At 41.0% G+C, this 22,215-nt stretch carries 21 protein-coding genes; 16 read left to right on the top strand and 5 right to left on the bottom strand.

The features are described from left to right. The first annotated feature begins 46 nt into the window (after positions 1 to 46). The 12 genes from IQ230_RS09050 to IQ230_RS08995 all read left to right on the top strand — a co-directional run bounded on the left by IQ230_RS09050 (position 47) and on the right by IQ230_RS08995 (position 14,556). Entirely contained in the window at positions 47 to 1,327 is a 1,281-nt protein-coding gene (locus IQ230_RS09050; protein ID WP_193931684.1) for a glycosyltransferase, read from the top strand. 266 nt (positions 1,328 to 1,593) lie between these two features. Further along, positions 1,594 to 2,652, top strand: a complete 1,059-nt coding sequence (locus tag IQ230_RS09045) for a glycosyltransferase family 2 protein (protein WP_193931683.1) — start codon at positions 1,594 to 1,596, stop codon at positions 2,650 to 2,652. Between the two features lie 238 nt (positions 2,653 to 2,890). Continuing rightward, positions 2,891 to 3,973, top strand: a complete 1,083-nt coding sequence (aroF, locus tag IQ230_RS09040) for a 3-deoxy-7-phosphoheptulonate synthase (protein ID WP_193931682.1) — start codon at positions 2,891 to 2,893, stop codon at positions 3,971 to 3,973. A gap of 170 nt (positions 3,974 to 4,143) precedes the next feature. After that, positions 4,144 to 5,826: an HAL/PAL/TAL family ammonia-lyase gene (locus tag IQ230_RS09035; RefSeq protein ID WP_193931681.1), complete on the top strand. Its 1,683-nt coding sequence runs from the start codon at positions 4,144 to 4,146 to the stop codon at positions 5,824 to 5,826. 2 nt (positions 5,827 to 5,828) lie between these two features. Then, positions 5,829 to 7,469, top strand: a complete 1,641-nt coding sequence (locus IQ230_RS09030) for a class I adenylate-forming enzyme family protein (protein WP_193931680.1) — start codon at positions 5,829 to 5,831, stop codon at positions 7,467 to 7,469. Between the two features lie 105 nt (positions 7,470 to 7,574). Then, complete coding sequence (locus IQ230_RS09025) at positions 7,575 to 8,762, top strand: thioesterase domain-containing protein (RefSeq protein WP_193931679.1); 1,188 nt, start codon at positions 7,575 to 7,577, stop codon at positions 8,760 to 8,762. Positions 8,763 to 8,865: 103 nt separating this feature from the next. Continuing rightward, positions 8,866 to 9,597 carry a GAF domain-containing protein gene (locus tag IQ230_RS09020; protein ID WP_193931678.1) on the top strand — a complete coding sequence of 244 codons (732 nt, stop codon included), beginning with the start codon at positions 8,866 to 8,868 and terminating at the stop codon, positions 9,595 to 9,597. 397 nt (positions 9,598 to 9,994) lie between these two features. Beyond that, positions 9,995 to 10,663, top strand: a complete 669-nt coding sequence (locus tag IQ230_RS09015) for an SGNH/GDSL hydrolase family protein (protein ID WP_193931677.1) — start codon at positions 9,995 to 9,997, stop codon at positions 10,661 to 10,663. A gap of 28 nt (positions 10,664 to 10,691) precedes the next feature. Beyond that, complete coding sequence (locus tag IQ230_RS09010) at positions 10,692 to 11,696, top strand: glycosyltransferase family 2 protein (RefSeq protein WP_193931676.1); 1,005 nt, start codon at positions 10,692 to 10,694, stop codon at positions 11,694 to 11,696. Between the two features lie 66 nt (positions 11,697 to 11,762). After that, positions 11,763 to 12,314: a dTDP-4-dehydrorhamnose 3,5-epimerase gene (gene rfbC / locus IQ230_RS09005; RefSeq protein ID WP_193931675.1), complete on the top strand. Its 552-nt coding sequence runs from the start codon at positions 11,763 to 11,765 to the stop codon at positions 12,312 to 12,314. A 351-nt stretch (positions 12,315 to 12,665) separates the two neighbouring features. Further along, positions 12,666 to 13,379, top strand: coding sequence for a sugar transferase (locus IQ230_RS09000; protein WP_193931674.1), 714 nt, complete (start codon positions 12,666 to 12,668; stop codon positions 13,377 to 13,379). A gap of 298 nt (positions 13,380 to 13,677) precedes the next feature. Then, a complete protein-coding gene (locus IQ230_RS08995; protein ID WP_193931673.1) occupies positions 13,678 to 14,556 on the top strand; it encodes a glycosyltransferase in 879 nt (292 codons plus the stop codon). A 202-nt stretch (positions 14,557 to 14,758) separates the two neighbouring features. Here the strand turns inward: IQ230_RS08995 and IQ230_RS08990 are convergent, their stop codons facing one another. Further along, positions 14,759 to 15,622, bottom strand: a complete 864-nt coding sequence (locus tag IQ230_RS08990; protein WP_228054702.1) for a nuclear transport factor 2 family protein — start codon at positions 15,620 to 15,622, stop codon at positions 14,759 to 14,761. A 94-nt stretch (positions 15,623 to 15,716) separates the two neighbouring features. On the opposite strand from IQ230_RS08990, the gene murG reads away from it, so the two are divergent. Both murG and IQ230_RS08980 read left to right on the top strand, forming a co-directional pair. Then, positions 15,717 to 16,781, top strand: coding sequence for an undecaprenyldiphospho-muramoylpentapeptide beta-N-acetylglucosaminyltransferase (gene murG, locus IQ230_RS08985; RefSeq protein ID WP_193931671.1), 1,065 nt, complete (start codon positions 15,717 to 15,719; stop codon positions 16,779 to 16,781). A gap of 220 nt (positions 16,782 to 17,001) precedes the next feature. Then, complete coding sequence (locus IQ230_RS08980; protein WP_322742351.1) at positions 17,002 to 17,502, top strand: Uma2 family endonuclease; 501 nt, start codon at positions 17,002 to 17,004, stop codon at positions 17,500 to 17,502. A 120-nt stretch (positions 17,503 to 17,622) separates the two neighbouring features. On the opposite strand, the gene IQ230_RS08975 is transcribed toward IQ230_RS08980, so the two are convergent. Beyond that, the gene (locus tag IQ230_RS08975; protein WP_193931670.1) at positions 17,623 to 18,879 is read right to left on the bottom strand and encodes a sulfotransferase family protein; all 1,257 of its coding nucleotides are present in this window, start codon (positions 18,877 to 18,879) and stop codon (positions 17,623 to 17,625) included. Between the two features lie 140 nt (positions 18,880 to 19,019). On the opposite strand from IQ230_RS08975, the gene IQ230_RS08970 reads away from it, so the two are divergent. After that, positions 19,020 to 19,241 carry a DUF6737 family protein gene (locus tag IQ230_RS08970; RefSeq protein WP_193931669.1) on the top strand — a complete coding sequence of 74 codons (222 nt, stop codon included), beginning with the start codon at positions 19,020 to 19,022 and terminating at the stop codon, positions 19,239 to 19,241. Positions 19,242 to 19,344: 103 nt separating this feature from the next. Here the strand turns inward: IQ230_RS08970 and IQ230_RS08965 are convergent, their stop codons facing one another. The 3 genes from IQ230_RS08965 to IQ230_RS08955 are packed head-to-tail and all read right to left on the bottom strand — an operon-like array spanning position 19,345 to position 21,630. After that, complete coding sequence (locus tag IQ230_RS08965) at positions 19,345 to 19,908, bottom strand: Uma2 family endonuclease (RefSeq protein WP_193931668.1); 564 nt, start codon at positions 19,906 to 19,908, stop codon at positions 19,345 to 19,347. Between the two features lie 33 nt (positions 19,909 to 19,941). Next, positions 19,942 to 21,003 carry a hemolysin family protein gene (locus IQ230_RS08960; RefSeq protein ID WP_193931667.1) on the bottom strand — a complete coding sequence of 354 codons (1,062 nt, stop codon included), beginning with the start codon at positions 21,001 to 21,003 and terminating at the stop codon, positions 19,942 to 19,944. A gap of 57 nt (positions 21,004 to 21,060) precedes the next feature. Further along, positions 21,061 to 21,630, bottom strand: coding sequence for a thioredoxin family protein (locus tag IQ230_RS08955; protein WP_193931666.1), 570 nt, complete (start codon positions 21,628 to 21,630; stop codon positions 21,061 to 21,063). A gap of 133 nt (positions 21,631 to 21,763) precedes the next feature. On the opposite strand from IQ230_RS08955, the gene IQ230_RS08950 reads away from it, so the two are divergent. Continuing rightward, positions 21,764 to 22,168 carry an NIL domain-containing protein gene (locus IQ230_RS08950; protein ID WP_193931665.1) on the top strand — a complete coding sequence of 135 codons (405 nt, stop codon included), beginning with the start codon at positions 21,764 to 21,766 and terminating at the stop codon, positions 22,166 to 22,168. Positions 22,169 to 22,215 lie beyond the last annotated feature (47 nt).

Here is a 22,215-nt window from a genome sequence, read left to right as displayed (position 1 = left end):
TTGATTTAAGTTTTTCATAGAAATTAAAAATTTCTTCAAAATTACCATGCGTATACTATTCATTGTCGGGTCTTTTCCCGCACTGTCAGAAACTTTTATTCTGAATCAAATTACAGGATTGATCGATCGGGGACACGAAGTCGATATCTATTCACTCAATAGACCAGAAAATGCTACTAAAGTTCACCCCGATGTAAAAAGTTACCACCTACTCGAACGAACCTATTATGCTCCAGAAAGAGCCAAAAATTCCTCAATAAGATTGCTCCAAGCTTGTGCAATGCTATTAGCTAGTGGGTGCAGGCATCCTATAGGACTGATGCGATCGCTCAGTCTTTTTAAATACAAAAAGCACCTAAAGCCCATAGAATGGTTTCACTTAATAGTACCGTTTTTAGGCAAACAATCTTATGATATTGTCCACTGTCAGTTTGGCATGTATGCCCTCAAAGGTATGCTGCTGCGTGACATTGGTGCTATTAAAGGTAAGCTTGTCACATCATTTCGGGGCTTTGATATTAGTTGGTATGTTCAAGAATACGGAGAGCACGTTTATAACGAACTCTTCAAAAAAGGAGATTTCTTTCTATCAAACTGCGAATATTTTAGGCAACGAGTTATTAAATTCGGCTGCAATCCTAAGAAAATTGTTGTGCTTGGTTCAGGAATCAACTGCGAACGATTTTTCTTTAAACCACGTTTCCCTGATGATGGTAAAATCCGCATTGCCACAACTGGTCGTCTTGTAGAAAAAAAAGGAATGGCTTACAGCATTCGTGCTGTGGCTAAGCTAGCCGAAAGTCACCCTAATATTGAGTACAACATTATTGGTGATGGAGTCTTAAAAACAGACTTACAGAACCTCATTCAAGAACTGAAAGTTGGTCACGTAGTTAAGTTACTAGGCTGGAAAAATCAGCAAGAGATTATTAAAATTCTCGATAAGTCACATATTTTTGTTGCTACTAGCGTGACAGCAAAAGACGGCAATCAGGATGCTCCAGTTAACACTTTAAAAGAAGCAATGGCGATGGGTTTACCTGTCATAGGTACTATCCACGGTGGCATTCCAGAATTAATTGAAGATGGCATTTCGGGTTTCTTAGTACCAGAACGTGACGTAGATACCTTAGCTGAAAAGATTGCTTATCTTTGCGATCGTCCAGAAATTTGGCAACAGATGGGTCAAGCTGGTCGAGCATACGTAGAACAACACTACGACACGAACAAACTTAACGATCAACTCGTCCAAATTTACGAGCAAGTCCTGATTGATCGGGATATTAATAATGCAATGAATCCAAAGTTAAAGCAAGCAATTGCATAAGTTGATTTCTCATAAATTACAGATGCCCTGCGATTGAAGTCGGGGTTTCATAAACCAAGTATGTTTCTGCATCAATAAAAATTTTATCACTACAGTACACGGAGGTGAACCACCCTGCGGGAAGCCCTTCGGGTTCGCAGTCGCTTCAAGTCGGCGCAGCCGCCCAACGCGCTGCTCACCGCTGTGCGTCTATATTTGTTTAGCTGCAAATTTATTCACCAAGCTTTGTTTGTTCAGCTCAAACCTTCAAAAGGGAATTTTCATCTATGGTAGAACCACAAGTTACAATTGTTGTTGCACCACGAGAGCGTTTTAGCTATAGTCACGAGTCACTTGAAAGTATTTACGAGCATACACAAACTCCTTTTAAGCTAGTCTACGTTGATGGTGGTTCGCCATCACAAATAAAGAACTATTTAGAAGCAAAAGCACGAGAGAAAAATTTTCAACTTATTAGGACTGAACACTATCTTTCGCCAAATCATGCACGAAATATAGGACTTGCTCAAGTAGATACTAAATATGTTGTCTTCATTGACAATGATGTAGTAGTTACACCTGGCTGGTTGCAAAAGCTCATTGAGTGTGCCGAGACAACTAACGCTACTATCGTGAGTCCCCTAATCTGCCAACATCTACCCTTACACGAAATAGTACATTGCGCAGGGGGAGAATCTGGCGTACGGGTGGAAACGAAAGACGGAAATGTCCGACGGCGGATGATTGAGAAAATCTATTTGCAGGGGCGTCAAGTTGCAGATGTCCGCCCGAAACTTCAACGCAGTGAAACAGGACTAGCTGAATTTCATTGCATGATGGTGCGTACCGATATCTTTACTCAAGTCGGAATGCTCGATGAACAGCTACTCAACACAAAAGAGCACGTAGATTTTTGTATTTTAGTCAATGAAGCTGGCGGTAGCGTTTACTTAGAGCCAGATTCTGTTGTCACTTACGTACCAAGTTCTACACTGACATGGTCAGATATGACTTTCTATATGTTGCGCTGGAGTGATGCTTGGGAATTGACTAGCTTACACCGCTTGCGCGATAAATGGAATTTAACTGAGGATGACTATTTTAAGAACAAATATAAAAAGTTAGGGTGGCGGCGATATATGTCAATTATCCAACCCTTAAGCGTAGAACTGAGCTTTGGGCAGCGCGGACGTATTCGTCGGATGGTAACAGATACTTTAATGTCTATAGACAAGAAACTCAACAAATATATTACGACTCGTTATGCTCAAAAACACCTGCGCCTGAAACAACAACCTGTATTAAAGGTGCAACAAAAACAGATGGCAGTAGCATCGCGTAATTGAACGTTATAGCTTGAATATAAGCGCGAATAAATTCGCAGCTAAACAAATAAAGTCCACCTCCGTGGACTTCAGTAATAAAATTCTTAATTCATAGTGTGCCTCCGCACACTTCGTTTATGTAGCCGCAACTTCAGTCGCAGGACATCTACCGTGGACTTACTGTCTAAACGCAGTACAGTCCATTTTTTGTTGGCGATTTTAAAAATCAAGAGAACCCTTTTGCGGAGAAATTCAAGCAATGATTGTTGTTTTGAGAGCAGGTACTCCAAAAGAAGAAATAGAACGAATTTGTCAAGAAATTCATAATCAGAATGTCATTACAGAAAAAAGTATTGGTCAACACAAAGTTGTTATTGGTTTACTAGGAGATACAGCAGCTCTCAATGGAGAACACATTCAACAAATTAGTCCTTTTATAGAGCAAGTTGTCCGAGTCAATAAACCTTATAAACGAGTAAGTCAAGAGTTTCGGCACGGACCAAGTACAGTTGTTGTCCCTACACCAAATGGCGATGTTGCTTTTGGACAAGAACATCCCATTGTGGTTGTTGCAGGACCTTGTTCGGTAGAAAACGAACAAATGATTGTTGAAACTGCGCAAAGAGTCAAAGCGGCAGGCGCAAAATTCCTCCGTGGAGGTGCCTACAAGCCTCGTACATCACCTTATGCATTTCAAGGACACGGTGAAAGCGCCCTAGAATTGCTTGATAAAGCGCGTCAAGCTTCGGGGTTAGGCATTATCACTGAAATTATGGATACTGCTGATATTGAGAAAGTTGCAGCAGTTGCAGATGTGTTGCAAGTCGGCGCGCGGAATATGCAGAATTTCTCGTTACTCAAGAAAGTAGGTGCTACAGGTAAGCCAATTTTATTGAAGCGGGGTATTTCGGCAACAGTAGAAGAATGGCTGATGGCAGCAGAGTATATTTTGGCAGCGGGGAATCCAAATGTGATTCTCTGCGAACGGGGAATTCGTGGGTTTGATCGTCAATATGCACGCAATACTCTAGATTTAGCTGTCGTACCAGTGTTGCGATCGCTCACGCACCTCCCGATTATGGTAGACCCCAGTCACGGTACTGGCAAAGCTGAATATGTCCCGCCCATGTGTTTAGCAGCGATCGCCGCAGGAACTGATTCACTGATGGTGGAAGTGCATCCTAACCCAGCCAAAGCATTATCTGATGGTCCGCAATCACTGACGCCAGAAAGTTTTGAGCAATTAATGCACGATGTTGCCGTTGTGAGCAAAACCTTTGGTCGCTGGGAGCAAACACCAGATGCACATTTACCAGTTATGCCTGCACTGGTAAGTGTTTAAGCAAGTTTATTTTCCTATGCGTTGCTGAATAAGAGTGTGATTTGCCCCCTTAGCCCTCCGTGGGGGAATCAAACCCTTCAAAGTCCCCAATGGTGGGGGATTTAGGGGGCGTGCAATTGATCCAGCAATGCTTTCTCCTGACGTTATACACCTTTGCAAGGAACTTCTAAATGAATACAGCAGCTTTACAACAGACACAAACTTCTGCAAAAACTGTGTCGATAGGCAATCGCAACATCACAATCGATGAAGTCGTTAATGTGGCACGTCATGGGGCTAAAGTCCAGATCAGCACAGCAGATGACGTTGCGCAGCGCGTTCAAGCATCTTGTGACTATATTGCCGATGCAGTGGCAACGGGTAGACCGATATACGGTGTCACGAGTGGTTTTGGTGGGATGGCAAATGTTGTTATTTCACGCGAGTATGCCGATTTATTACAGCATAATCTTGTCTGGTATCACAAAGTCGGTGCTGGGCGCAAGTTACCACTCACTGACGTCCGTGCTGCAATGTTGTTGCGTGTTAATTCACATTTACATGGTGCTTCAGGAATCCGCCGCGAGATCGTGCAACGGATGGAAACGTTTCTCAATGCTAGAGTGACACCCCACGTTCCTGAATATGGCTCGATTGGTGCAAGTGGCGATTTGACTCCATTGTCTTACATTACAGGTGCTTTGATTGGTTTAGACGAGCGCTACACTGTTGACTTTGATGGCGAAGAAATCGATGCGATTACTGCCCTAAATCGGTTGGGATTACCACAGTTGCAACTCCAAGCGAAAGAAGGGTTAGCCATGATGAATGGCACCTCTGTCATGACGGGAATTGCGGCTAACTGCGTGTACGATACGCGGCTGTTGATGGCGTTGACAATGGGAGCACACGCGCTAATTCTGCAAGGTTTAAACGGAACAAATCAATCATTCCATCCCTTTATTCACGAACTGAAACCGCACCCAGGACAAAAATGGGCAGCATACACAATGCTCGATCTTTTGGCAGGTTCGCGCTTGATTCGTGATGAATTAGATGGTACGCACGAGTATCGCGGTCAAGCCCCGATTCAAGATCGATACTCACTACGCTGCTTGGCGCAATATATGGGACCAATTGTTGATGGTGTATCGCAAGTTACCCAGCAAATCGAGGTCGAAATGAATTCGGCGACCGATAACCCGCTGATCGACGCCGAAAATCAAGCAAGCTACCACGGCGGTAATTTCTTAGGACAGTACGTAGGTATGGGAATGGATCACCTGCGCTACTACATCGGGATGATGGCAAAACACCTTGATGTACAAATTGCTTATCTTGTCGCCCCAGAGTTTAATAACGGCTTACCTGCATCTTTGGTTGGTAACAAAGAACGCATTGTCAATATGGGATTAAAAGGGTTGCAAATTACTGGTAACTCGATTATGCCGTTGTTGAGCTTCTACGGAAATTCAATTGCCGATCGCTATCCTACCCATGCCGAACAATACAATCAAAATATCAATAGCCAAGGATTTGCTGCTGCGAATTTAACGCGCAACGCTGTTGAGATCTTCCAGCAGTATATGGCGATCGCTCTCATGTTTGGCGTGCAAGCAGTCGATTTAAGAACGTATGCTTGTGTAGGACATTATGATGCTAGCGAGTGTCTCTCTCCGATTACTCGGCGCTTGTATCAAGCTGTGCGTGAAGTTGTGGGACAGCCACCATCAGCAACTCGCCCTTACATCTGGGACGATCGCGAACAACCTTTAGATGAACATATTGCTAAAGTTGCGGCTGATATTGCTACTGAAGGTGCGATCGCTGCAGCGGTAAAAGATCTCTTGACTAGCTTGAATAAGGACTCGTAGTGATGAATATTGCCCAACATATAGAACGCGGTCATCATTTATTTCCCGATAAGACTGCGCTCATTTTTGAAGAAAGATCTTACACGTACAAAGATCTCGACTTGCTGGCAAATCGCTTCGCCAATGGGTTACGCGATCGCAATATTCATCGCGGCGATCGCATTGCTTTATTTTTGCCAAATATTCCTGAATTCATCATTGCTTATCTCGGCATAGTGAAAATCGGTGCGGTTGCAGTATCGCTGAATGCCATGCTCAAAAGCACCGAAGTTAGCTTTATTCTCAATGATTCAGGTGCAAAGGCAATTGTTACTACCGCAGAACTTGTTGAGAATGTCCCTGAAGCCGACTTACCTGAGTTAAAACATATCTTGATCGCAGAAGGCGAAAGCAGCAAGGGACTAAGCTTGGCTGAGATGATGGCAAGTGCTTCACCAGATGCCAAGACGATTGAAATGGATCGTTACGCACCTGCTGCGATCGTCTATACTTCAGGAACCACAGGCTTTCCTAAAGGTGCGACTCTATCTCACGGTAATGTCATTTCCAACAGCTACTCGCAAAACCGTTGTTGTGGAATGAGTGCCGAAGATCGCATCTTACTTTACCTACCACTATTCCATTGCTTCGGGCAAAATGCCGTTCTCAATGCTGGATTAAACGCCTGTGCCACAATCGTTCTTCATCGTCATTTCGATTTAGAGAAAATTCTCAAGTCGGTCGTCACTGAGCAGATCACCATGTTCTTTAGTGTACCGACAGTCTACATCCTACTTCTGAACATGGGTACATTAGGCTATGACTTGAGTTCAATTCGCTACTACTTCTCAGCTGCTGCACCTCTTCCTGTAGAGGTTGCCCAAAAGTGGTTTGATAAATATCAATTAGAAATTCATCAAGGCTACGGTCTAACGGAAACATCTCCCTGTGCTAGCTACAACAATGACTTTAAATACAAAGTCGGATCAATAGGTACGCCGATTGAAAACGTCGAGATGAAAATTGTCCATGCGGATGGCAAAGACGCCCTACCAGGAGATCTCGGCGAGATTATTATTCGGGGTCCGAATGTAATGCTGGGCTATTGGAATCGTCCTTTTGAAACCGCAGAAGTGATCAAAAATGGGTGGTTTTATACTGGCGATATTGGTCAAATTGATGAAGACGGCTACTTCTACATTGTGGATCGTTCCAAAGACATGATTAATGTTGCTGGATTCAAGGTCTACCCAACTGAAGTAGAAAACGTTATGTATCAACACCCCGCAGTAGCCGAAGTTGCGGTTTACGGCGTTCCCAACTTGGAAACAACTGAAATCGTCAAAGCTAATATTGTTCTTAAACCAGATCAAACTGTAACAGAAAAACAAATGATTGCTTTTTGTTCTGAGCGCATGGCTGCGTATAAAGTACCCAAAGCAATTAAGTTTGTTGATTCTATTCCCAAAAACCCCACGGGAAAAGTCTTAAAACGGGTTCTGCGCGACGAGGCTGCAAATGAAGCCCTAGTCAAACCAAGAAGCTTTGCTGCCAAAACTGCCGTTGCCAAAACACCAGCGCCAGCCGCAACACCAGCTACAACTAATAATTCAAATAAAGGTGTTTTCAAAGCTTTAGGTAATTTGTTTAAGCACCGCAACTAGCTCAATCAGAACCAACGTAGCGAAGCAAAGCAGATGAATTTAGGGTGTGAAACGAGCTTTTGGCTCTTAGCAATTAATTGTCTTTACGCAAATTGAAGAGAAATCATGAAATCAGTAGAAGAAATGAGTGTCTCCCAAACAGAACTAAACTCAAAGCTAGAGCCAAACTCAGAAGGAGAAGTTTATATTGCGCCACGTAATTCTATAGAACTTCAACTTGCCCAAATATGGGAGCAAGTGCTGGAAATTCAGCCGATTAGCATTATAGACAACTATTTTGATCTCGGAGGAGACTCACTACGAGCGCTGCGACTCTTCGACCACATTGAGCAAACATTTGGCAAAAAGCTGTCTCTAGCAACTTTAATTCAAGCACCAACACTCGAACAACTCGCTGAAGTCATTGGTCAAGAATCTGAATCAGTATCTTTTAGATCGCTGGTTCCTATCCAACCGAGTGGCTCTAAACCACCTTTATTTTGTATGCATGGTAATGGTGCCCATGTTCTCGCTTTTCAGGATCTCGCTCAATATTTAGGTGCTGATCAGCCTTTTTATGGATTGCAAGCACGGGGAGTGGATGGATTCACAACTCCTTTGAACCGAATTGAGGATATGGCAGCTGCTTATATCGAAGAGATTCGCGCAGTTCAACCAGAGGGTCCTTATTACTTAGCAGGTTTCTCTTCTGGCGGTGTGGTGGCGTTTGAAATGGCAAAGCAGTTACACGCCATAGGTGAGAAAGTTGCTTTTGTAGGCTTACTCGATACGTTTGTTCCAGGTTGTTTCAAAAAAGTTACTGTACCTGAGTGGTTCTCGCGGCAGTGGCGTAACTTCTGGCGTTTCGGGCTGAAACACCCAGCAAAAATGGCTTACCGCAGTTTGGAAAGAAAATGGTACGTTGTTTACTGGAGCACTTATCTCAAACTAGCAGGGAGTTTGCCTTATTTTTGGCACAGAAAGTATGTAGGATATAGCATTAGAAAAGCAATGCGCACCTATACATTTCAACCTTATGCTGGTAAATTAACGCTGTTTCGTGCCACCGAAGTGCCAGGCAAAGGATGGTATTACTATCCATCAGGAATGCCTACTCCTGATGATTGGTACACAAAAGATCCTGAATACGGTTGGGGTAATCTTGCCGAAGGTGGATTAGAAGCCCACGATCTTCCTGGCAATCACTCGACAATTCTCAAAGAACCGCATATCCAGGTTCTGAGTAAAACATTAGAGACTTGTTTGGAAAAAGCACGTTCTGAAGTGACTGTCGAGGAGTTGACTCAAGCATAGTTTATACCTGTTGGGGAGTTTTACAGGGCTTTGATGTGGCAGAGAATTAACATAGAAAGCGATCGCCTAATTTCACTCAATGCTTTTTGCTTTCTCAAAAATTATGAACTCGCATAAAAACATCGCCAGTAATAATAACTACCTCCCCAATTCTTTAAACATTGCCTTAACTGAGTTAGAGGAGACTGCAACTCAAATTCAAGCAGAGGTAGCAGAAATAGCTGACTTACTTCCGCAGCCATTGAACGAAATACCAGTTCGTTCTTTACTACAAAATCTGCTTTATCCACTACTTGATTGCATTCGCCAAGTCTTTAAAGTAGATACAGTAGCAGTATTATTCTGCTCACAAGACAAACAACATTTGGTCGTACATTCTGCTTGTGGCTTGGAAGAAGAAGTCGCCGCAGGTATTCAAATTCCGATCGGATGTGGATTTGCAGGTAAGATTGCTGCTAAGCGTGAGATAACAATTGTTGATGACTTGTCTCAGGTAGACGTTTTTAGCCCAATTCTACGTCATAAAGGACTTCAGTCTATGTTAGGTATGCCTCTACTAATAAATAACCAAGTCGTTGGAGTCTTTCATGTCGGGACGTTTCACTCGCGCCGATTTAGCATAGACGAAGTACAGTTACTCAAAATTGTTGCTGCTCGTATTGGAATAGTGATTAATTCCATGCTATTACTACATGCATCAAGCAAACAAAAAAGTGAAAAAATACTGCACCAACAGAGTCATAAGGCTATTAACTTTCAACTTTACTTTGCAGTAGCGAAAGAGTTTTTTGTAGATCTTATTAGATTATTTAACTTAGAATGCTCTATTGCGTAAAGTTCTGAGTATAAACATAGGGATGATATCCACAGAAGGGAAGTATTACTGTTAGCACTACTCCTAACTTAATTTTGAGTATTTGACACTATTCACGATTTATGAGCAAAAAAATACTATATCGATTGCTCCAATATACTATTTTTACAAAAGTTATTTTTCTACTGTACTATAGTCATGTTATTAAAGTGACTATTATTAGTCTCTCTATTAAAAACAAACAAAGAAAAAGTAATTATAATCTCAGTCGTTTTTTTTTACCCCAGTAAAGGTTGACATATATGCTAATGATATTGATAGTGATTTCAGTGGTGATGTCCTAGCAAGTAGCAATGCGATCGCTGACTTAGAAGAAAAATGTGCGTTTATTCCTGAATACAACTCACCGCTAAAAATTATGCTTCTCGGTGACTCTGTTACCTACGGAGTGAAAGGAACAAGTGATAGAAATAGTGGTGGCTACCGCCCAGAACTCTGGCAGAAATTTGTTGCTGATGCCTTACCAGTTAAGTTCGTTGGCTCAAGAACCAGTGGACCTGACACACTTGGAGATAAAACTCATGAAGGTCATCCTGGGTGGACAATGAAGGAGATTACCGCATCAATTGATGACTGGCTTAATACAGCTCAACCAGACTTAATTTTATTAATGATTGGTACTAATGATACGCGCAAAAGTTCGCTCAGAACAATGATTGAAAATTTTAGTACTCTGATCGACAAAATTACTGCGTGTTGTCCTTACTCCCAACTACTTGTTGCTTCAATTCCACCTATTCATCCTGCAGCAAAGCCAGCAATTCGTAGTCTGCGCGCAATGTATTTCAATGCAGCAATTCCTAGTATTGTTGCCTCTAAAGTAGCTCAAGACAAAAAAATACACTTTGTAGATATGAGAGGTTTAAGTATTCAAGACTTAACAGCATCACTATCGCTTGATCTAGATATAGGACTGCATCCTAACGCCCAAGGCTATCATAAAATTGCCAACTTTTGGCACGATGCTGTGTTAAAAGTGATTAGCGATCGCCAAACTAACTTAGCTTTTTTACGTCCTCAACAATAATTTTTTAATAGTAGCATTTCTAGACTTTATGCAATTAAATACTACTTACAAAAACTCAATAGTGAAAGAAGATAGTAATTACCCACTTGTTAGCATTGGCTTACCCGTTTATAACGGAGATGATTTACTAGAAAAAGCTTTAAATTCAATTTTGACACAAACTCATTCAAATTTTGAACTGATTATCTCAGATAATGCATCAACCGATAAAACTAGGGAAATCTGTGAAGCTTATGTAGCTAAAGACAGCCGAATAAAATACTATCGAAACGAAAAAAACATTGGAGGACATAATAATTTCAACCGTGTCTTTGAATTAGCTACAGGTCAGTACTTTAAGTGGGCTGCTCACGATGATTTATGTGCTCCAGAATTTATAGAAAAATGTGTCAATATACTTGAAAATAATCCATCAGTTGTTGTATCTTATCCTAAGACTAAACTTATTAACGAACGCGAAGAGGTTTTACCAACTAATTGTGATGAGAATCCCTTACTAACACACTCATCAAAACCTCATATACGGTTTCGCAATCTTATTATTGACTCTTTTGCTAAACCGCATCGCTGTTTGCAATTATTTGGAGTCATGCGTCGAGATGTTTTGGCAAAAACTCCTTTATTAGGCAACTATCCAGGAGCAGATAAGGTTTTACTCGTCAAAATGGCACTTCTTGGTCAATATCACGAAGTTCCTGAGTACCTATTTTTTAATCGCAACCATGCTCAACGTGCAAGCAAAGCATTGTCAAATCCTTATTTACGTGCTACCTGGCTTGACCCAACTCTTAAGAACGGAAAACTCATATTTCCTCAAGGCAGAGTCTTTTTAGGATATATCAATTCTATCAATACAACTTCCTTAAGCTTATACCAGCAAATCCGTTGCTATTTCCACTTGTGTATTTGGTTTTTGAATTACAAAAATGCACTCATCAAGGAGTTAATTAAAGCAGCAATATGGCCTATTTACTTCTCAATACAACGTAGAAGAATTGTTAAATCGAATCCAGAAAATGTTCCTTCTAGCTAGTTCGGTAGCTCGTAGGTACTAATTGGAAATACAACAAATAGACCAAGATTTCTATTGGAGAAAATAATGCGATTTAGCGAAACCTCACTTAAAGGTGCATACATTATTGACATAGAAGAAAAACCCGATCATCGTGGTTTTTTTGCCCGCACCTACTGCGCCGAAGAATTTGCGGCACACGGACTAAAAGCAACAGTGGCACAATGCAACTTGTCGTTCAATCATCACAAAGGAACGCTACGCGGGATGCACTATCAAGTCGCGCCTGCGTGTGAAACCAAACTGGTACGTTGTATCGCTGGTGCAATTTACGACGTGATTGTCGATATGCGCCCAGAATCACCCACATACTTGCAACATATTGGTGTGGAGTTATCTGCTCAAAATCGCCGTGCGTTGTATGTACCAGAGATGTTTGCCCACGGGTATCAAGCACTGACGAATGGTGCGGAAGTTGTCTATCAAGTAGGTGAGTTTTACACTCCTGGCTATGAGCGGGGCTTGCGTTATGATGACCCTGTTTTGGGCATTGATTGGCCGATACCTGTCAGTGAGATTTCTGCTAAAGATGCTGCTTGGGCTTTGTTAGACTCTTTACTTGTGGGCAGCTATGCTTAATGCTTAAGCTTGGTTCTTTACAAAACTCCTGACCTAGATGGCGTCTAAAGTAGTTAGATGCTTCTGTATCGTTATTTCTGATTAAGTAGACTATTCACCTCTCGCAGGATACTGCTCCTATCTCCTCTTTCACAAGAGGCATATCGAATTTAGCTCAATAAGCAAAAGCCACTATGGGATTAGTGGCTCAAGTTCACCTTTTAAGGTCTGAATTTTTGTAGATGCTACTAAACTTGTTGCTGACTAGTCACTTTACCTAGGTTAGCTGGCAACAACAGGCAATTACGTCGAGCATTAAGAATACCTGTGTACATTCTAACACATTGACCGTGCATTTTTTTGGAGATAGGTATGTCCTCCCCAAATTTTATTCCTAGTCCAACTTCTGAAGTCAGTGTAAGCTCTTTGTATCAAGAGCCAATTCTACAAGTGCGATCGTGGCAATATACACTGCAATGTCTCGGTAAAAGACTTCTTGATTTTCTTGGTGCTGGATTAGGAGTACTTTTTTTAAGTCCACTTCTACTAGCGATCGCCTTATTTATTCGCCTAGATTCGGAAGGACCAATTTTCTTTCGTCAGCATCGCATAGGGCGAAATGGTAAAGCATTTGTCATTTGGAAGTTTCGCACAATGGAGGTGAATGCAGAAGAACGACTCAAAGAGCTTGAGCAGCATAACGAGTCTGAAGGTGGTGTTTTATTTAAAATGAAGGAAGATCCGCGTGTCACTCGTGTCGGTAAATTCCTACGCCGGACAAGTTTAGATGAGCTACCACAACTATTTAATGTATTACAAGGCAGTATGAGCTTGGTAGGTCCTCGTCCTTTGCAGTTGAGAGACTACTACTTAGCAATCCAAGACTACAACGATGATATGTCACAGCGAGCAACAATGTTACCTGGCGTAACAGGATTGTGGCAGGTTAGTGGACGTAGTGAAGTCACTTTCAACGATATGCTGCAAATGGATCTGTTCTATCAAGAAAACTGGTCTTTCTGGATAGACTTACGTATCCTTTGGCAAACAGTTTTGGTTGTTTTATTACGTAAAGGAGCTTATTAACTCAGTTGATTTAGTATTTAAGTTACTTAAGGAGGATTAAAATATCCCAAATCTATCTAATTTTACAGTTAGTAGCAATAATCATCTTTGTAGTCAAAACACTATAACATTACTTTTCAAAAGTCTATGTTATTAGTGTTTTGTTTATATTGTCATACAATCGTTTAGCTTTGAATTGTTTTTTTATTCTAAAGTTTTTCAAAAGAAAAAGGGTTTGCAAACCTATCATAGAGATAAAAACACTTTGATGTCAAGGGTAAAAAATGATTTTAACTAGTTTTAAAAAGGGAATAATACCATGAAAAACCAGGAGCACGTTAGAGTTTTCATTGGGTCAGGAGAAGCGAGCCTTTTAGAAAGAAAGACTTTGATTCACTCTCTACACAAGCACTCCCAAAGAGAACTTGATATATATGTATTAAATGGTACGCATAACTCCATTACTTTAAATGATGGAGAACCTTTTCTGGCTCCGATGTCATTAAAGATCAAGTGTCGTAATGCTACTGAATTTAGTCTTTATAGATTTATAATTCCTGAAGTTTGTAACTATCAAGGAAAGGCAATTTATGTAGATTCTGACATAGTTTGTCTGACTGATATAGGCAAGCTATTCGATACACCAATGAATGGTTGTGATTTCTTAGCAAAACAAGGAGCGTATACAGGATATCGTGGCGGTAGCAATTTCTGGGGTCTCAGCGTCATGTTAATCGACTGCGAGAAATCTCAATTTAATTTGGAAACAATTTTCGATGAAATTGATCGAATTTTGTATACTCAAACCGATTTCATGGTCATGAACCAGACCTTTCTAGCACATCATCCCTATACCATTGGAGAGCTAGATCCTGGTTGGAATATGCTTGATGTTTGCGATAAAAACACTAAGCTGATTCACTATACGGGACTTTTTAGTCAACCGTGGAAATATCATAATCATCCTTATGGAGAAGTGTGGTTTAACTACTTTAAAGAGGCTGTTGCATCTGGTTATATCACTAAAGAAGACATCTCTTTGAGCTTACACAGAGCTTATGTTAGAAAAGACTTGTTAAAGGGAAATTATTCTTTTTTGGGGCGCGAACAAAATTATATCAAGCAATTTGTGCGATCGCTCAAGCCATTAAAAACGAAAAAAGATATCAAACCCAGTCTAACGACTAAATCAGTCTAGTTGTTTAACTAAAAATGAGATAAGAATGCGTTATAGGGCAGGCTAGAAGCCTACCCCACAAAACAATCAAATCACTGTGGGACGGACTTTCCTGCCCATCCACTTTGTTTAGGTGCATCTACGAGAATCTTTTACTTCACTATACTATTTGAAACGCCTATTACAGTAAGGTGCAATAGAAGTTCAAACTAAAGTATAAACTTTAATTTTGTTGTTGAGTTGTCGTTGCTGATTGGGTCGTACTTGCAGCATTTGCACCAACAACTTGCAGTCGCTGAGTTACCATAGTCATACCATCTCCTCGAACTACGATTGCAGAGATCCAACGATGGTTTCCAGCAGCTGGTGCGCGACCTTGTTTAAAAATACCACCAGCGGGAAGTAATTCCAATTCAATTGGTACAGGATTTAGATAATTGCCTGATTGTACAGGTTCTTCAATTACTGCACCTAAGAGATAATCATCGCCAAGAGGTTCTTGGACGATCGCATCAAAATTAAATTGTTGCCCAGCTTTAACTTGTTGTGGTAATCTTACCTCAATTGTCGGTGGTTTAGCTCCGGCTCTTAATTGGCTGCGTTCCCATAAGATATCTTGGCGGACAATTTTTTCATTCTCAATTCGCTGTCGCGATCTAATCGTCGCATTAAACATTAAATTTCGATTGTCTTGTACTTGACTACCGCTAATATTGGTAATTGTTTCAGCAACAATCGCGCGTCCTTCTGGCTTCCACGATTCAACGCGTGTTGTGTATCTTAGTTGTGGGTAGCGTTGCCAAAGTTGATTTAGAGACTGCGCCATACTTTGCTGTGTCAAGCCGTCAGAATGCGTGAAGTTTGTTCCATAGTATTGCACGACTGCATTAGCATTGTGTGCGTTAGCAGCTGCATCAACACGTGCTAATAGATTTTTCAACGCGGGAGGGGCATCGGGTGTTGCTTGAGCTTGAACGCGGTGTGATTGCACTGATAAAGTAAGTGTCATCAGCAAAAGTGCTACCCAACTGCTAGCTGACAACTTATTTTGTTGAGGAAGCTTTCGGGAAGGGGTTAAAAAAAACATAAAGTTACGCATCGGTGATAGCTTGATATTTGATTACTATAAAACAGTTAATTGTTTAATCTTAAGCTAACCTGGGCGTTGACTTTGTAACTCAATGGTAATACCGACAAAATTATTAATTGCAGCGAGTGGTACTGGCGGACATCTGTTTCCAGCGATCGCATTGGCTGAACAATTACCAGATTACGAGATCGAGTGGTTGGGTGTTCCCAATCGCCTAGAAACACAGTTAGTTCCTGCACAATATCCACTTCATAAAATTTCGGTTGCGGGATTTCAAGAACCCTTAGGAATTGGTACGCTACGCAATCTCACTAAAATTGCCAGTTCAGTTTTTCAAGTCCGCCAGCTACTGCAACAAGGCTCATTTCAAGGTGTCTTTACCACAGGTGGGTACATCGCTGCCCCTGCTGTTATGGCGGCGCGATCGCTGGGAATTCCTGTCATTCTGCACGAATCTAATGCGATTCCTGGCAAAGTCACGCGCTTTTTTAGCTCATTTTGTACTGCTGTGGCACTGGGATTTGAACCTGCAGCCCAATATTTACCGCGTATTCAAACAATTTATACTGGCACACCCGTGCGATCGCAGTTTTTAAGTGAGAAATTATCTCCCCTCGATCTTCCCATTCCTGACAATGTTTTTCTCATCGTTGTTGTCGGTGGTAGTCAGGGTGCAGTTGCTGTCAATCAACTTATTCGTCAATGTGCACCAGCATGGTTTGATGGTGGGGTGTGGATTGTACATTTAACAGGAAACAACGATCCCGACGTTGCAAGTCTTCAGCATCCACAGTATTTTCCGCTACTTTTTTACGACAATATGGCAAGTTTGCTGCAAAGAGCAAATTTAGCGATCGGGCGATCGGGGGCTGGTACTGTCACCGAGTTAGCGATTACTCGTAAACCTGCGATTTTTATTCCACTGCCAACTGCTGCGGAAGATCATCAATTCTACAATGCCCAAGTCTTGGCTGCGTCCGGTGCAGCCATAGTATTTCGCCAAAAAGAATTAACTCCTGCTATGTTGCAAACTCAAGTGTTGGAGTTATTGCACTCACCTGAAGACTTGCAAAAAATGGCTGATGCTGCAGGAAAAATGGCAGTTTTTGATAGTGCTGAAAGATTGGCGAAGTTGGTGCGCGAGTTAGTACATTAGCAGATGCCTGCCGACTGAAGTCGGGGCTATCCAAACGAAGTTTCAAGAGTTTTGAATTTTAAGTTTTTAGTTTTGAATTAAAAAAGTTTTATAACTCAACACTCATAACTCATAACTCTAAATTGGTGGACTTTGTCTATCTAGTAGCGAATTCATTCGCAAGCTAAAATGTGGGATAACTATCCAACGTGTCAAAGCTGACAAGCTTTGCTTGAGAATTATGCAAACGCAACAGCGATACTACACTCCAGAAGAATACTTGAAGTTAGAGAAGGCTGCTGAATATAAAAGTGAATATCTTGATGGGCAAATAGTTCCAATGGCAGGCAGTTCAACAAATCATAATCGAATTGCATTAAATCTAAGTGCTGCAATGAATTTTGCTTTTAGACAGCAAAACTACGAAGTTTTTATGGGAGATGTCCGGTTGTGGATACCCGAAAAGCGGTTTTACACCTATCCAGATGTCATGGCGATCGCAGGAGAACCAGAGTATTACAATAACCGTACGGATACAGTTACCAATCCCCAAGTTATTGTCGAAGTACTATCAGAATTAACTCAAGGTTACGATCGCGAAGAAAACTGTGCTTATCGGACGATCGCTTCTTTTCAGGAATACCTATTAGTCGATCAAAATTCAATTCACATCGATCATTTTTCACAAACGGGAAAAAACGTTGGGAACTGCGCGAGTACGATCGAGAAGATAAAGCATTAGCTTTAACAACAGTTCCTTTTGAGATTTCCCTACTCGATTTATACAATAAAGTTAAGTTTGAACCTGCCACTGCACAATACAATAGTGCGGGTTCTGATGCATAAAGTCGAGTGCTGCAACTCACTCGCGCTTGACATTAAATTTTTCACAGTATTTTGCAAATCGACTATTAGCCCTTTCAGGATCTAGCCCAAACTGCTCTAAAGAGTACCGATGAACTCCATGCTTATGCTGGGGATTTTGTGCCAGCCAGGTTTTGATGTTTTCTGCCATTTGGGGATGAAAATCATAACCAAAATAGGCATAGATCTGACGTACTGTACCGATAGGATCTTGCACAAGGTTGTGGTAGTGTAGATCATAGAAACGAGAAGACGCTTCAGAATCGCGGAATTGCATTTCTCTTTCCAAAGCTTTAGCAATGCGATCGCTCCAGTAGTTTCCTAGAGCTTTTGGTTCAACGCGATCGCTATAAACTCCGCGAACTATTGCAGTTAAACTGCAGACCGAAGGAAGCACTTTGAGAGGATCGCGGTGTGTTTGCACAATGCAAGCATCAGGAAAAACTTTAATCAGTGCATCCAAGTAAAATATATGTGCAGGTGCTTTGAGTACCCAATGAGCGCCTGGATAGTGCCATGCTAAAAGTTGTAACTGCTGCCGATAAAATTGATATACTCTGACCATATCATAGGTTTCCATCCACTCGGTGTATCTCTTCACATTCGCCCGCAGTTCAAAAATCAAACTAGCAAATTCATGCTCAAACAAAGGATTACATTCTTCAGGTCCTTGAGGATTAAGATTGTGTGCTGTAGCCAGTTGTGGTGCTAAAGTGTTGTATCGTCTAACAAATTTCTCTACCTTTTGAATTCGAGGATCGCTGTTGCGGTTGCGGTACTCTGGTGGCGGGGAAGGACTTGCTAATTCCCATAGATGCAACCAACGACTTGTAGGATCTTGAGTTAATAAATTGTGCAGTAATGTAGTACCAGATCTCGGCATTCCTAAAATAAACAATGGTCGTGCGATCGGTACTTGTAAGATATCAGGATGACGTTTGATATCTGCTTGGATACGCAACCGATTGATCAGCAGTTGAATATACAATTTGCGCGTGAAATAGCGTCCAAATAAGTTGAGTTCAGCATCTTTTTCTAAAGATTCCAGCAGTATCCGTAGTGGTAGCCGAAAACTTTCGTCACCCCAATCAGATAAACCTGTTTGACTACTTGCAGCAGTCAGTAGTGATTCTTCCGAGAGGTTAACTAACGAAATTCCATTCTGCTTAAGAGTTTCTCCTGCCCAGTTTATCCCACGCAACCACAAAGGACGATAGGGGTTTTCAAATGTCAGGTTGTGTAAGGCTTGTGTCATAAGGATTTGTAAAGTTTTACTAGTTCATATTGTTACTACAAAAGAATTTTGCAAAAATCCTTACAGATCAGTCTCGATTGCATATAAAGTTTTGCATCAAAATGATATAACTATGCAATAGTCGTATTGCGATCGCCTCAATGTCAGAGCAAAAACCTATTAGTATCTGGAATTACAAGCCTTGGTGGTGTCAACCTTGGTCTATCTTACTGACTGGGGTTACACTAATTGCTAGTAGTTGGATTCTATTTAAAACTTTTTGGTTAACGAGTCTGATAGCAATTCCTGTATTAACGTGGATGGGATTTTTCCTATTAATTTATCCCCGATTAGTAGTAGGTGATGATTTGTTAGATAAGTAAGTAGATAAAAACATCAGTTCTGAATTTTAAGTTTGAATTAACTTTCTTAACTCAACAATCAACACTTAACACTTCACGACTCTCTATTGTCCACTTCCTGAATTTAACTTCCTGCTTTTAACCAACTAAATATTTGATTAACACTTAAGTTTAATTCTATATATTCTGGTACTGGTAATCTATCATCATTAGTCAATTCTATTGGTTGCTGCTCAGGAAAAAAAGCTAGCACCAAGCGGCTATCTGGCTCGATCAACCATCCTAGTTGAGTACCATGTCTTAAACAATGTAGGATATTACTAATAACTTTGGTAGCATTTTGATCAGAAGAGAGAATTTTAATTGCCCAATCGGGATGCAGAGCAAATACATTTTCTATTTCCCCGTCTCGATCAAAAGGAATTCTACTCCAAGTAAATATAGTAACATCAGGAACGAGCGATCTTCCACCAAATGTACAGCGTAACTCGGGAAATGCTAGAGCAACTTTTTTGGCTTCTGCTACTTGATTCACTGCATCACACAGCTTCAGTTGCAACCGCGAGTGTTTACCTTGAGGCATTGGTTTTTGATAAATCCTACCATTAACAAATTCACTAGCAGGATTGGTTTCAGGTAGTTTGAGAAACTTTTCAAGTGTAAGTTGCTGATGCAGTGTAGTTGTCATTTTTATGTTTGTAGATTAATTGCCAAGCGAAACTTAAGGTTTTTTCTTCGCAGATTTATTGCCAAAAATCCTAAACTGCAACATACGCTCGCGTTTTTTCCTAGCAATTTCTTGGAGATCTATAATGCGATCTGTTTCATCTACAATTTCTCCAGTGAGTACTTCTAGTACATCTTCTAAAGTGACAACTCCAGCAACGTTACCATATTCATCAACGACAACTACTAAATGTTCGCGTGCTTCAAGGAAGTTTTTTAGTAATTTATCAGCGCGGATTGTTTCAGGAACAAAGCGTACTTTACGCGCAAGGTTAGCAATCTTTTGGTCATTATTTCCCTCCACCATTGCTGCTAGCAATTTTTGTTTAAGCGCAAACCCTAAAACTTGATCAATAGATTCCCCTACTACAATAATTCTGGTGTGTTGCGAAGCAATAATCTCTTTTTTACACTCTCCAAGTGTCAAGTCTCCCGATAGATGCGTAATAATGGTTCGTGGAGTCATTAAATCGGCTGCTGTGAGGTCGTTTAACCGAAAAACTCGCTGAATCATTTCGGCTTCATCGTCTTCAATAATGCCTTCCTGATATCCAATATTTGCTAACAATTTAATTTCTGCTTCATTTGTTGTTGGTCTTCTTTTTCCTTTAGTAAAAGGTTGTGTCGCTTTCTCAACAATCCAAACTATAGGCTTTAATAAAAAAGTAAGTCCTCTAACAGGTATTGCTGCTAGCAAAGATATTTGTTCAGCATATCTTTCACCAACAGTCTTCGGCACAATCTCACCGAAAATAATGATTAAAAAAGTGAGAAGTGCTGAAAAAACACCTAACCACGCATCTCCTAAAACATTGGTTGCAACACTACCAATAACAATGCTACCGACGATGTTGAAGATATTGTTGAGAATGACAATCGTTGCAATGGGACGACTAATCTTCTCTTTAATTGATAACAGTGCAACCGCTGAAGGAATCTTGTTCTGCGCTAGCTGACGCACCCTAATCGTAGATATTGATAGTAATGCAGTTTCTATACCGGAGCAGAATGCTGAACCAGTAAGAATTATTAAGACAATGATAGCCAGAGTTATCATATTATTTAAATTTGTTGCAGACAATGTGAAGTTGCCTGCAAGAGTGTTTGAGATATTTTAATTGACTACTTGACTACTATGAAGTCGCGGATCGTCTGCGTTATCAGCAGGTGCTACAGGTGCTGTAAACTTGGAAACTTGACCGCTACTGCTTTGGGCATAAGGTAGGGGTGAGTCTGCAACTAAAGCATCTAAATTTGTTGCCATAACCATACGGGGTTGTTCGCCAATGCTTTGTGCGATCGCTTCCCCCTCTTTATTCAAGAACACAAAATGGGGAATTCCATCAACACGATAATTGAGAATTTCCGGCAACCACTTGCTGTTATCGACATTCAGCATGACAAAATTCACTGATTCGCCATATTCTTGCTTTAACTGTGCCATATCTGGTGCCATTGCTTGGCAACTAGTACACCAGTTAGCATAAAATTCCATGAGCGATGGTTTGCCATTAGTCAGTGCCACTTCTAGCGGAATAGATTCCTCATCTAAGTGCGTTAAGGAAACTGCACTCGTTTGGTTTCTCAAGCCTAAAACTAATGCAACGCTCAGCGCGATCGCAACCAAGACAATCAAAAAATTTCTAACGCGCTTGCCAGTATTTGCTTCTGATGTCACACTCATAAGGTTTCGATCAAAACTTGTTCAGCCCTAGTATTACTTAGTGTAACTGAATCGGCACGAACCTCTAATCTTCCATTGTTATCTCAATACACTAGAAGTTGGGGCAGTCATCGAGTGAACAGAGAATATTACTGTGAAAAAGCGAGTTACTCTTACCTTTCCTAAACGTGCGGTGCAAATGCCAGTCACTTATCGCCTGGCAAAAGACTTTAATGTTGCCGCGAATATCATTCGTGCGCAAGTCGCCCCGAATCAAATCGGTAAACTCGTTGTGGAACTATCCGGCGATATCGATCAACTAGATGCGGCAATTGAATGGATGCGATCGCTTCACATTACTGTTTCGCAAAGTGTAGCAGAGATTGCGATCAATCAAGATATTTGTGTTGATTGTGGCTTGTGTACAGGTGTTTGTCCAACTGAAGCCTTAACTCTCGATCCTGAAACTTATCGCCTGTCATTTACGCGATCGCGCTGCATTGTCTGCGAACAGTGTATTCCTACCTGCCCAGTAGAAGCTATTTCAATTAATCTTTAAGAATTTTATGAATAACCATTTCAACCTGCTTTAACTACTATTGTTAA

The organism is Gloeocapsopsis crepidinum LEGE 06123 (genome assembly GCF_015207655.1).
Classification (GTDB): domain Bacteria; phylum Cyanobacteriota; class Cyanobacteriia; order Cyanobacteriales; family Chroococcidiopsidaceae; genus Gloeocapsopsis; species Gloeocapsopsis crepidinum.
Note: the sequence above shows the minus strand (reverse complement) of the source record. Positions and strands in the feature narration are given on the sequence as shown.

What these genes read in the sequence shown, in the direction of transcription:
- IQ230_RS08955 (WP_193931666.1), bottom strand. Translation starts at nt 21,630, where the DNA reads ATGAGTGTGACATCAGAAGCAAATACTGGCAAGCGCGTTAGAAATTTT.
- IQ230_RS08960 (WP_193931667.1), bottom strand. Translation starts at nt 21,003, where the DNA reads ATGATAACTCTGGCTATCATTGTCTTAATAATTCTTACTGGTTCAGCA.
- IQ230_RS08995 (WP_193931673.1), top strand. Translation starts at nt 13,678, where the DNA reads ATGAAAAACCAGGAGCACGTTAGAGTTTTCATTGGGTCAGGAGAAGCG.
- IQ230_RS08980 (WP_322742351.1), top strand. Translation starts at nt 17,002, where the DNA reads ATGCAAACGCAACAGCGATACTACACTCCAGAAGAATACTTGAAGTTA.
- murG (WP_193931671.1), top strand. Translation starts at nt 15,717, where the DNA reads ATGGTAATACCGACAAAATTATTAATTGCAGCGAGTGGTACTGGCGGA.
- rfbC (WP_193931675.1), top strand. Translation starts at nt 11,763, where the DNA reads ATGCGATTTAGCGAAACCTCACTTAAAGGTGCATACATTATTGACATA.
- IQ230_RS09025 (WP_193931679.1), top strand. Translation starts at nt 7,575, where the DNA reads ATGAAATCAGTAGAAGAAATGAGTGTCTCCCAAACAGAACTAAACTCA.
- IQ230_RS08975 (WP_193931670.1), bottom strand. Translation starts at nt 18,879, where the DNA reads ATGACACAAGCCTTACACAACCTGACATTTGAAAACCCCTATCGTCCT.
- IQ230_RS09020 (WP_193931678.1), top strand. Translation starts at nt 8,866, where the DNA reads ATGAACTCGCATAAAAACATCGCCAGTAATAATAACTACCTCCCCAAT.
- IQ230_RS09030 (WP_193931680.1), top strand. Translation starts at nt 5,829, where the DNA reads ATGAATATTGCCCAACATATAGAACGCGGTCATCATTTATTTCCCGAT.
- IQ230_RS09045 (WP_193931683.1), top strand. Translation starts at nt 1,594, where the DNA reads ATGGTAGAACCACAAGTTACAATTGTTGTTGCACCACGAGAGCGTTTT.
- IQ230_RS08970 (WP_193931669.1), top strand. Translation starts at nt 19,020, where the DNA reads ATGTCAGAGCAAAAACCTATTAGTATCTGGAATTACAAGCCTTGGTGG.
- IQ230_RS08990 (WP_228054702.1), bottom strand. Translation starts at nt 15,622, where the DNA reads ATGTTTTTTTTAACCCCTTCCCGAAAGCTTCCTCAACAAAATAAGTTG.
- aroF (WP_193931682.1), top strand. Translation starts at nt 2,891, where the DNA reads ATGATTGTTGTTTTGAGAGCAGGTACTCCAAAAGAAGAAATAGAACGA.
- IQ230_RS09050 (WP_193931684.1), top strand. Translation starts at nt 47, where the DNA reads ATGCGTATACTATTCATTGTCGGGTCTTTTCCCGCACTGTCAGAAACT.
- IQ230_RS09000 (WP_193931674.1), top strand. Translation starts at nt 12,666, where the DNA reads ATGTCCTCCCCAAATTTTATTCCTAGTCCAACTTCTGAAGTCAGTGTA.
- IQ230_RS09015 (WP_193931677.1), top strand. Translation starts at nt 9,995, where the DNA reads ATGCTTCTCGGTGACTCTGTTACCTACGGAGTGAAAGGAACAAGTGAT.
- IQ230_RS09010 (WP_193931676.1), top strand. Translation starts at nt 10,692, where the DNA reads ATGCAATTAAATACTACTTACAAAAACTCAATAGTGAAAGAAGATAGT.
- IQ230_RS08965 (WP_193931668.1), bottom strand. Translation starts at nt 19,908, where the DNA reads ATGACAACTACACTGCATCAGCAACTTACACTTGAAAAGTTTCTCAAA.
- IQ230_RS09035 (WP_193931681.1), top strand. Translation starts at nt 4,144, where the DNA reads ATGAATACAGCAGCTTTACAACAGACACAAACTTCTGCAAAAACTGTG.